At 64.3% G+C, this 9,301-nt stretch carries 7 protein-coding genes; 2 read left to right on the top strand and 5 right to left on the bottom strand.

Translation table 11 applies throughout. From position 1 onward, the window contains the following. Nucleotides 1–13: 13 nt before the first annotated feature. Nucleotides 14–3,004, bottom strand: a complete 2,991-nt coding sequence (gene polA / locus SynRS9909_RS04290; protein ID WP_007100286.1) for a DNA polymerase I — start codon at nt 3,002–3,004, stop codon at nt 14–16. Between the two features lie 38 nt (nt 3,005–3,042). Then, nucleotides 3,043–4,218 carry an efflux RND transporter periplasmic adaptor subunit gene (locus SynRS9909_RS04295; RefSeq protein WP_007100285.1) on the bottom strand — a complete coding sequence of 392 codons (1,176 nt, stop codon included), beginning with the start codon at nt 4,216–4,218 and terminating at the stop codon, nt 3,043–3,045. 69 nt (nt 4,219–4,287) lie between these two features. On the opposite strand from SynRS9909_RS04295, the gene ychF reads away from it, so the two are divergent. Beyond that, nucleotides 4,288–5,379, top strand: a complete 1,092-nt coding sequence (gene ychF, locus SynRS9909_RS04300; RefSeq protein WP_007100284.1) for a redox-regulated ATPase YchF — start codon at nt 4,288–4,290, stop codon at nt 5,377–5,379. Between the two features lie 4 nt (nt 5,380–5,383). On the opposite strand, the gene SynRS9909_RS04305 is transcribed toward ychF, so the two are convergent. Together SynRS9909_RS04305 and SynRS9909_RS04310 are read right to left on the bottom strand one after the other, a co-directional pair. Then, complete coding sequence (locus SynRS9909_RS04305) at nt 5,384–6,061, bottom strand: Coq4 family protein (RefSeq protein ID WP_007100283.1); 678 nt, start codon at nt 6,059–6,061, stop codon at nt 5,384–5,386. Next, nucleotides 6,058–7,935: a PAS domain-containing sensor histidine kinase gene (locus tag SynRS9909_RS04310; RefSeq protein WP_186593789.1), complete on the bottom strand. Its 1,878-nt coding sequence runs from the start codon at nt 7,933–7,935 to the stop codon at nt 6,058–6,060. Before SynRS9909_RS04310 ends, SynRS9909_RS04305 begins: the two co-directional genes overlap by 4 nt. 116 nt (nt 7,936–8,051) lie before the next feature. Here SynRS9909_RS04310 and SynRS9909_RS04315 point away from each other — a divergent pair, with 116 nt between their 5' ends. Continuing rightward, nucleotides 8,052–8,486 carry a hypothetical protein gene (locus tag SynRS9909_RS04315; protein WP_007100281.1) on the top strand — a complete coding sequence of 145 codons (435 nt, stop codon included), beginning with the start codon at nt 8,052–8,054 and terminating at the stop codon, nt 8,484–8,486. On the opposite strand, the gene SynRS9909_RS04320 is transcribed toward SynRS9909_RS04315, so the two are convergent. After that, entirely contained in the window at nt 8,483–9,148 is a 666-nt protein-coding gene (locus SynRS9909_RS04320) for a hypothetical protein (RefSeq protein WP_162858289.1), read from the bottom strand. The two genes, SynRS9909_RS04315 and SynRS9909_RS04320, sit on opposite strands and share 4 nt — an antisense overlap. Between the last annotated feature and the right edge of the window lie 153 nt (nt 9,149–9,301).

The raw sequence follows: 9,301 nt of genomic DNA on the forward strand, positions 1-9,301 counted from the left end.
TACGGTCCGGGGCCTATTTCGCCTCCATCCAGTTCGCTCCCACACCGGTTTCCACCACCAGGGGCACGCTGAGCTGGATCGCCTGCTCCATGGTGGTCACCACCAGCTGCCGCACCCTCTCCAGCGCGGTGGGATCCACCTCCAGCACCAGTTCATCGTGCACCTGCAGCAGCAGCCGCGCCGGTAGGGACTGCTGCTCGAGGGCCGCCTGCAACTGGATCATCGCCAGCTTGATGATGTCGGCGCTGGAGCCCTGGATCGGTGCATTGGCCGCGGCGCGCAGCTGCTGGGCCTCCATCCCGCCTCGCCGTGCCACCTCCAGATCAATCTCAAGCGGGTCTTTGCCGAGCAGGCGTCCCAGGCCGTTGCGATCGAAGTGGAACGGCCGCCGCCGCCCCAGGATCGTTTCCACGTAGCCGCGACTGAGGGCGAGCCTTTCCTGCAGCTCGAGGAAGGCGAACACCTTCGGGTAGCGCTCTTTGTATTTGCTCAGGAACTCCTTGGCCTGGGCCTGGCTGACGCCGGTTTCCCGCGCGAAGCGCTGGGCGCCCATGCCGTAGATCACCCCGAAATTGATCGTTTTGCCGAGGCGGCGCTCATCGGCTGTGACGGCCTTTTTCTCCAGCAGCAACCGGGCGGTGAGGGCATGCACGTCGTCGCCATCGCGATAAGCCTGTTGCAGCACCTCCTCGCCCGAGAGGTGGGTGAGGATGCGCAGCTCGATCTGGGAGTAATCGGCGCTGAGCAGTTGCCAGCCCGCCTGGGGCAGAAAGGCCTTGCGGATCCGCCGCGAGAACTCCGTGCGCACGGGGATGTTCTGCAGGTTGGGGTTGCTGCTGCTCAGCCTTCCTGTGGCGGTCACGGCCTGGTTGAAGTCGGTGTGCACCCGGCCGGTTTCCGCTTCCACCAGCTGGGGCAGGGCATCCACGTAGGTGCTCTTCAGCTTGCTGAGCGTGCGGTGCTCCAGCACCAGGGGCACCACCGGGTGATCCTGTTCCAGCTTCTCCAGCACGGTGGCATCGGTGCTGTAGCCCGTTTTGGTGCGACGCGATTTTTTGCGATCGAGCCCGAGGGTGTCGAACAGGAGCTCCCCGAGTTGTTTGGGGGAGGCGAGGTTGAACTCCATGCCGGCGGCCTGCTTCGCCTCGGTCTCGAGCCGTTCCAGGGTCTGGGCCATCTCGGTGGAGAGCGCGGCAAGGTAGGGATGGTCGATGCGAATCCCCGTGGCCTCCATCAGGGCCAGCACCGGCTCCAGGGGGAGTTCCACCTGGTCGAGCAATGGCAGCAGCCGGGGCCCCATCGCCGCCAGCTGCTGGCGCAGGTCAAGGGCCAGGCGGCGGGTGAGATGCACATCCATGCCGCAGTAGAGGGCGGCCTGGTTGATCTCCACCTCAGCGAAACAGCTCGCTTTGCCGTCCTTCGCTTTGCCCACCAGGTCGCTGAACAGGGTGGGTTGGATGCCGTAGTCGCGCTCGGCCATCGCATCAAGACCGTGTTTGGCTGCCGCATCGCGGAGGTAATCGGCCAGCAGGGTGTCCATCACCACCCCGCCGAGGGGCAGCCCGTGGCGCAGCAGGATCAGACGGTCGTATTTGGCGTTCTGCAGGGCCTTGGGGTGCTCAGCGCTGGCCAGCCAGGGGGCGAGCTGGGCGAGCACGGTGTCCAGGGGGAGCTGCTGGATCGCGCTGGAGTCCTCCAGTGATGGTTCCGCCGACGGCCGATGCCCCACTGGGATGTAGGCCAGATCATCGAGCTCCGGCCCCCAGCAAACGCCCACCCCCACCAACTGGGCCTTGAAGGGGTTGAGGTCACTGGTTTCGGTGTCCAGGGCCACCGGTTGGGCGGGGTCGCGGCACAGCAGGAGCCGATCGATTAGTGCCTTCAGCTGGTGCTCAGTTCTGATCAGCTGGGGCGTCAGGAGCGGCAGGCTGTCGCTGGTGGCGGGTGCAACGACGCCTTCCGTGGCGCCTTCCGTTCCCGTGTCTTGGACCTGCACCTGGCCGACCTGCCCCAGCAGGTGGCCGTTGGCCGCCAGGCCGCCGCTGGAGAAGGTCGCCACAAACGCAGGAATCTGGCGCACCAGGCTGTTCAGTTCCAGCTCTTGCAACCGTGCGCTGAGACCGTCGGCATCCACCGTGCCCAGGTCGAGATCCGGCTCCTCTGGAAGGGGGATGTCCACCAGAATCTCCGCCAGCTTGCGGGAGAGGTAAGCATTGTCGCGATCGGCGCTGAGTTTGCCCTTGAGCGCGCCCTTGATCGCGCCGCGGCTCGCCTTCGGGCCCTCGGCCTCCACCTCGGCCAGGGCTTGATACACCCCATCGAGGTCGCCGTTCTCCTTGAGCAGGTTGATGGCGGTTTTGGGCCCGACGCCTTTCACACCTGGGATGTTGTCGGAGCTGTCGCCGGTGAGGGCTTTGAGATCCACCACCGACGCCGGCGTCACCCCGAGCTTGGCTTCCACGCCCGCTTCGTTGATCAGGCTCGGGCCGCTGTTTTTGGCATAGGGGCCCCCGCCCATGTAGAGCACGGCGATGTCGCGCTGGTCATCCACCAGCTGAAAGAGGTCGCGGTCACCGCTGAGGATCCGCACCCTCCAGCCGTCGTTGGCGGCGCGGTTCGCCAGGGTGCCCAGCACATCGTCCGCTTCATAGCCGGGTGCCAGGCACAGGGGCAGACGCAACTGCTGGCGCAGGATCTGCTGGAGCTGCTCCAGGTCTTGAAAGAACACTTCGGGGGCCACGTCCCGGTGCGCCTTGTAGTTGGCATCGGCCTCATGCCGGAAGGTGGGTTCGGCCGTGTCGAAGGCGATCGCCACACCGCTGGGACGCAACCCCTTGCAGTGATCGAGCAGGGCCTTGAGGAAGCCGTAGGTCACGCTCGTGGGACGGCCATCCTTGGTGGCCAGGCCACCCTCCCCACCCTTGCTGAAGGCGTAGAAGCTGCGAAAAGCGAGGGAGTGGCCGTCAATAAGCAACAGCAGGGGCTTCTCTGGGCTGGCGGGCATGGGGGTGAGGGGCGTTGGGTTGGATCCGTCTCTCTGGATCAGTCGCGCTTCTTCGCCCAGGGGGGCAGATCGATGAACACCTTTGTTCCCGGCTGAACGCCCTTGAGAATGGCGGTCTGACTGCCGCTGCTCGCCCCCAGTTCCACCGCCTGGAAGCGGGGCTGCTCGTTCTTGCCCACCAGCAGCACGCCGGGTTTGCCGTTTTCCGTCACGATCGCCACGGTGGGCACCAGGGTGCTGGGGGCGGTGGATCCGGTCTGGAAGTCCACATCGGCGGTCATGCCGATGCGCAGCTTCGGCGGCGGATTGAGCAACGACAGCTCCACTTCGAAGGAGACCACGTTGTCGACCTTCTCGGCGCGGGGGGCGATGTCGCGCACACGCGCTGCAAAACGCTGATCCGGGAACGCATCCACCCGCACCGTGGCGTCCTGGCCGATGAGGATGCGGCCGATGTCGCTTTCCGGCACCTTGGCGGCGACCTCCAGTCCCTGGGAGAGCTCCACGATCGAGGAGCTGGTGGCACCGGCGGTGGCTGAGGCGGTGGTGGTGGGGGTCACGAAGGCGCCGGGTTCGGCAAAGCGCTCGGTGATCACACCGCTGAAGGGGGCGCGGATCAGCAGCTCTTCCCCTTCCACCTGGCGTTGCTGGATGCGCTCGCGTGCCGCCGCGAGGGCGGCTTTGCTGCTGAGGTAGCTGTAGCGGAACCCTTCCAGATCGGAGGTGCTGAGGGCACCACTGTTTTCCAGCCTCTTGTTGAGCAGGTAATCGGCACGTTTTCCCTGGTAATCGGCGCGGGCCTGCCGTTCAAGCGCCTGCAGTTCATCGATGCGCTCGCGGTAATCGCCGCTGTCCATGCGCGCCAGCACCTGACCCTTCTCCACCGTGGCGCCTTCCTCCACATCCAGGCTCTCCAGCCGCCCCTGGCGCTTGGGGCTCACATTGACGCGCCGGATCGCCTCCAGTTCGCCGCTGGCCGTGATCACTCCTGGCAGCGAGCCCCGCTCCGCCTTCACGGTGTAGGCGCTGAGGTCGCGGGAGCGATTGCGGCCCGGCCCGACGCTCCAGAACGCCAAGCCACCACCCACCAGCACCAGACCGGCGATCAGGCCGAGGCTGCGCCGCCGCCGTCGTTTGAGGCCGCTGAGTTGGGTGAGGGGAGCCAAGCCCTGCTCCTGGGATGGGGGGAGGGGCTGGCGGTTGGTGGTGGCCATGACCCCACGTGCAATTGCGCACCAGTCTCGCTGGGGATGGCGCCGACTTGCGCAGGTAGATTGCCAGCCATGCTCAAAGCCGGAATTGTCGGGCTGCCCAACGTCGGCAAGTCCACCCTGTTCAACGCCCTGGTGGCCAACGCGCAGGCGCAGGCTGCCAATTTTCCGTTCTGCACGATTGAGCCGAACGTGGGCACCGTGGCGGTTCCCGATCCCCGGCTGCAGCAGCTCTCGGATCTCAGCGGCAGCAAGGAGTTGATCCCCGCCCGGATCGAGTTTGTCGACATCGCCGGTCTGGTCAAGGGAGCCAGCCAGGGGGAGGGCCTCGGCAACAAGTTCCTGGCCAACATCCGCGAGGTGGACGCGATCGTTCATGTGGTGCGCTGTTTTGAAGACGATGACGTGATTCATGTGTCCGGCTCCGTGGGGCCGGCGCGGGATGCGGAGGTGATCAACCTGGAGCTCGGATTGGCCGATCTGGCCCAGGTGGAGAAGCGCCGCGAACGGCTGAAGAAACAGATGCGCACCAGCAAGGAGGCCCAGGTGGAGGACGCTGCCCTGGAGCGGATCCAGGCGGTGCTTGAGCAGGGGGGCGCAGCGCGCAGCGTCGCCTTGACCGAGGAGGAAGCCGCCATGATCAAACCCCTCGGTCTGCTCACGGCCAAGCCGATCATCTACGCCACCAATGTGAGCGAAGACGATCTGGCTCCTGGGAATCGCTTCTGTGAGGAGGTGGTGGCCCTCGCGGCCAGTGAAGGCGCCGAAACCGTGCGCATTTCAGCCCAGGTGGAGGCGGAACTGATTGAGCTGGGCGATGAGGAGCGTGCCGATTACCTCGAGGGTCTGGGGGTGAGCGAAGGCGGGCTGCAGAGCCTGATCCGTGCCACCTACAACCTGTTGGGTCTGCGCACCTATTTCACGACGGGCGAGAAGGAAACGCGTGCCTGGACCTTCAAGGCCGGCATGACAGCCCCCCAGGCCGCCGGTGTGATCCACACCGATTTCGAGCGGGGCTTCATTCGCGCCCAGACGATCGGCTGGCAGAAGCTGTTGGAGGCAGGCTCCCTTGCCGAGGCCCGCAACAAGGGATGGCTGCGCAGTGAAGGCAAGGAGTATGTGGTGGACGAGGGAGACGTGATGGAGTTTCTCTTCAACGTCTGAGGCGTCAGTCAGTCGCGCTGAATGGTTCGGCTTCCGCGACCTGAACACCGAGGTCGCTGCGCCATTGCGACAAGGGTTTCTCCCAGCCCTCTTCCCATTTCTGGGCCACCAGAGGGGCTGCCTGCAGGCCGATTCTGTTGCCGTGGGCGATCGCCCGGCTGATCAGCTCCAGCTCCTGAGGCTGCAAGCGGAAGGAGCGGAACCCGGCGAGCAGGTTGAGCAGCACGAAGGCGGGAAAGCCGATCTGGGTGGCCGTGATCGCCAGCACGCCGGATTCACCGGCTGGTTCGGTGCTGAAGCCCGCCACCACATGGTGCAGGTCATGGGTGGTGGCAATCCGTTGGGTGAGCCACAGCGCTTCGGTGCTCGTGTCGCGCGGGCGGAAGAAGTCGGCGTCGTAGTTGAGCCGGCGGATCATGCCGGCGTAGGCATGGCCGAGGCTGCCCTGCGGCAACCGCTCCAACGCCTCCACATCCGGCTGAAAGGGGGGATAGCGCTGCTCGAGCATTTCGGCACCACCGGGAAGGCGGCGGAAGCGTTCGACGCACAAGGCCATCGCTTCACTGTCGAGGAAGTTGTCGACCAGATCGGCGATGCTGTCGAGCCCACCACCTGTTTTGGCCAGGTCGCGCAGGATGGTGAGGTTGCGCACCGAGCGCAGCAATTCTCGGGCTTGGCTCATGACGCTCCAGTGGCGGTGGGAAAGTGCAGCTGCACCTCAGCCCCACCCAGTTGGGTGGAGCGGCCGATGCGAATCGTGCCGCCGTGATTCTGAAGGCTCAGTTGCACCACAAACAAACCGATGCCATAACCGTCATCTTTGAGGCTGATCAGGGGTTGCAGCGGTTCGAGGCCAGCGGGGAATCCCGGCCCGTTGTCGGCCACCACCAGGGAGATCCCATCCGGCTGCTGCCGCACCGTCAGGAGCAGCCGGGGCGCGGCGGTGTGATGCAGGCGCAGCGCATCGAGGCTGTTGCGGAGCAGGTTGCAGATGGCGAGTTGCAGCTGCACGGAATCGCCCAGGATCGGCACCGCCGTGTCCGGTTGCTCCAGGCAGAACTGCACCTCCTGCTCCCGCACCCTCGCCTGCAGTTGCAGAACGCAGCTGTCCACCACCTGCCGCAGGTCGAGGGGCACCTTCTCGGTGTGCACGTTGCGCAGCAGCAGCCCGATCCGCTCGGCGATCAGCGACAGGCGCTGGGATTCTGCGTCGATCACCGTCAGGCGTTCGCGCAGATCCTCAGGGGTGGCGGTCTCTTGACCCAGACCCTCCAGGGCCAGCTTGCTGTTGAGCAGGATCGTGCTCAGCGGCTGGCGGATCTCATGGCCGATCGCAGAGGCGGTGAGGCTGATGCGCAACTTTTCGTCCATGTCGCTCAGCTGCCGCCGCTGAGCCTGGCGATAGGCGGTCACATCCACGAAGGTGAACACGAGCCGATCGTCGAGTTCCACGCTGTTGATCAACATCTCCAACTGCTGGCCGGATTTGCTGGTGATCCGGTAGTCGTCGTTCTGGGCGATGGCGCCTTCGCCATCAGCATGGATGGCCAGGGCCTTCTGCCAGCGTTGCATCACCTCCTGGCGGTAGTCGGGATCGGGGTAGGCGAGGGGAAACCAGCGCGACAGGCTGGGGATGTCGGCCAGGGTGTAGCCGAGCTGGTGTTGGAAGGTGCTGTTGAGGAAGGTGATCGCAGGATCCTCCTGTCGCAGATCCAGAAAGGCGATGCTGATCGGGATGTTGTCGAGGATGCGTTCGAGGTCGCGGCGCTGTTCTTCAAACTGTTGCTGGGCCAGCACCTGCTCGGTGACGTCGATCAACACCCCTTCCCACACCACACTGCCGTCGGGCAGGTCGCGTGGCACCGATTCCGCGGTGATCCAGCGCACGTCCCCATTCACCAGCAGGCGGGTTTGCCCAAAAAACGGTGTGCGGTTGGTGAAGGCTTCTGCATTCCATTGCACCCAGGTGTCGAAGTCGTCGGGATGCACACAGGCGAATCCCTTGAGCGGGTCCTCGAGCGCCTCTTCCCGCTTGATACCGGTGAGTTCGAGGAATCGGTCCGACATGAATTCGAAGCTGGCCAGTGCAGCGCCGGGTCGCAGCACCATCGTGTAGGTGCCCACGGGGATCGCTTCGGTGATGCGCAGGGCGGTGAGAGCCAGATCGGGATCGGGTGGGCCGTGGGGTGGGGTGGGGATTGGCGGCTCAGCGCTGACGTCGCTGAGGTTGAGCAGCCAGCCATTGGTGCCATGGGGCTGGGCTTCCACATGCAGCGCTCTGCTGCAGGGGGCGGAGCGAGGCTCCAGCGCCACCTGCCAGCAGATCGGTGCCGATGCCGCATCGCTGGCGTCGCCTCCGAGCAGCCCGCGCTCCTGGCCTGGGGCGAGCACGATTTGCAGCCGCTGTTGTAGTTCTGCGGCTGAGGCTGCGTCGCTCAACCCGAGCAAGGTCTGGGCTCGCGCGGTGAGCGCCTCACAGCGGAAGGATCCTGCCTCGCTGGCATCCGCCACAACATGCATGGCAGCGAAGGGCCAGGACTCGGGCCAAGGGGCCATCAGGAGCCAGCATCACGTCGCAATGCTAATTCATCACTTCTAAGGACACGCCAATGCGACGTCATCGGCCTCCTGTCCGGGTGAAAAAGTCATGGCAAAATGAAGCTGCAGATGCAATGTTTCTGGTGCAGCAGTGGGAGTATCAAGTGGTGCGCTTGAACATCGAGCCGCCGGTCTCGGCGCCGCAAGAGCCGCCTCCAGCACAGAATGCTCCCGACAGCGAGACCAAGCCTTCTGGAAAGGTGTTCAGTGAGGCCTACCTCAAAGAGGAATTTCCGCGCTTTTACGTGCCTGAGGTTGGTGCTGCCTCAGCAGGGCCGATGCCTCAGCAGCAGGATCCCGCCTTCCAATTACAAGATTTTCTTAACGGTCAGGGGCAGCAGGGGTGGGAGCTGGTGGGTTTCCAGCATGCTCCTCCCCATGTCTTCATCGTGTTCAAGCGGCCTGCCGCCGGTCAGGAGAGCGCCCAAGCTGCCCAGAGCGAGCAGCTGAGGCTCACTCTGGATTTAGCGAATCGGGCCCTTGCGATCATTGACAAGCAGTCGTCTTAATTGCCCTTTTGTTGATCAAGTTTCTGAATCAACGACACCATGCGGCCGCTGGGAACCACGCGGAGTTGCCCCACTTTGTCTGCTGGTTCTTTGCGTAGGTAGGCGATGAAAGCATTCAGGGGAATCGCGATCACACGCGGCTGGTTCTTGGCTAATTGAGGTGATTCCTTCGTGGCCCGTTTCACGATGCCTTCCACGAAGTCCACTTCAGTGGCGCAGGGCACAAACTGTTTGCCCTTCGCCGGTCCCTCATTCATGGTTACCAGCAGGCCTGGTTCCGGGCAAAACACCATGGGTTGCAGATTGGCGATCTCCTTCGCCTTCGCTGCGGGAACATTCTGTGCAACCAGCAGTTGCTCTGCAGCGGCCACTTGGCTGGGATCAGGAGCGATCACTCCCAGCTGTTCGGGGTTTTGTTGCAGGAGTGGAGCTAAAATCTGATTGAAACGTGCCAGGCTCACGGGGGTGAAACGCAAACTGCCGGCGACGTTTTTGCTGAGGCCATAGCGTTCGCCGGCATTGATCTGTTCTGCGGCCTGGATGGAGATCGCGGCGAGATAGGCCTGAACGGAGCGGCCGTCAATGGTGGCGGGGATGGCTTTTGGTTTTCCCTGATCATCCACGGCCATCAAGAGCAGAATTGTGTCGAGCTTGGCGCTCACCTCTGCTTCGGGCAGAGCTCGAACGGCGCTGCCGGAAGCGGCTGTGCCCCAGAGCAGGAGGCCACCCAGCAGGGCGAAGGCGCGATGCAGGTGTTTCGTGGTCATTGGGTCAGGTGCGAGAGGTGTAGGGAGTGCTGGTTTTGAGCGATCTGA

The organism is Synechococcus sp. RS9909, from assembly GCF_014279595.1.
Lineage (GTDB): Bacteria > Cyanobacteriota > Cyanobacteriia > PCC-6307 > Cyanobiaceae > Synechococcus_C.

Excerpts from the sequence above, each read along its gene's own strand:
- polA (WP_007100286.1), bottom strand. The coding sequence starts at position 3,004 with ATGCCCGCCAGCCCAGAGAAGCCCCTGCTGTTGCTTATTGACGGCCAC.
- SynRS9909_RS04295 (WP_007100285.1), bottom strand. The coding sequence starts at position 4,218 with ATGGCCACCACCAACCGCCAGCCCCTCCCCCCATCCCAGGAGCAGGGC.
- ychF (WP_007100284.1), top strand. The coding sequence starts at position 4,288 with ATGCTCAAAGCCGGAATTGTCGGGCTGCCCAACGTCGGCAAGTCCACC.
- SynRS9909_RS04305 (WP_007100283.1), bottom strand. The coding sequence starts at position 6,061 with ATGAGCCAAGCCCGAGAATTGCTGCGCTCGGTGCGCAACCTCACCATC.
- SynRS9909_RS04310 (WP_186593789.1), bottom strand. The coding sequence starts at position 7,935 with ATGGCCCCTTGGCCCGAGTCCTGGCCCTTCGCTGCCATGCATGTTGTG.
- SynRS9909_RS04315 (WP_007100281.1), top strand. The coding sequence starts at position 8,052 with ATGTTTCTGGTGCAGCAGTGGGAGTATCAAGTGGTGCGCTTGAACATC.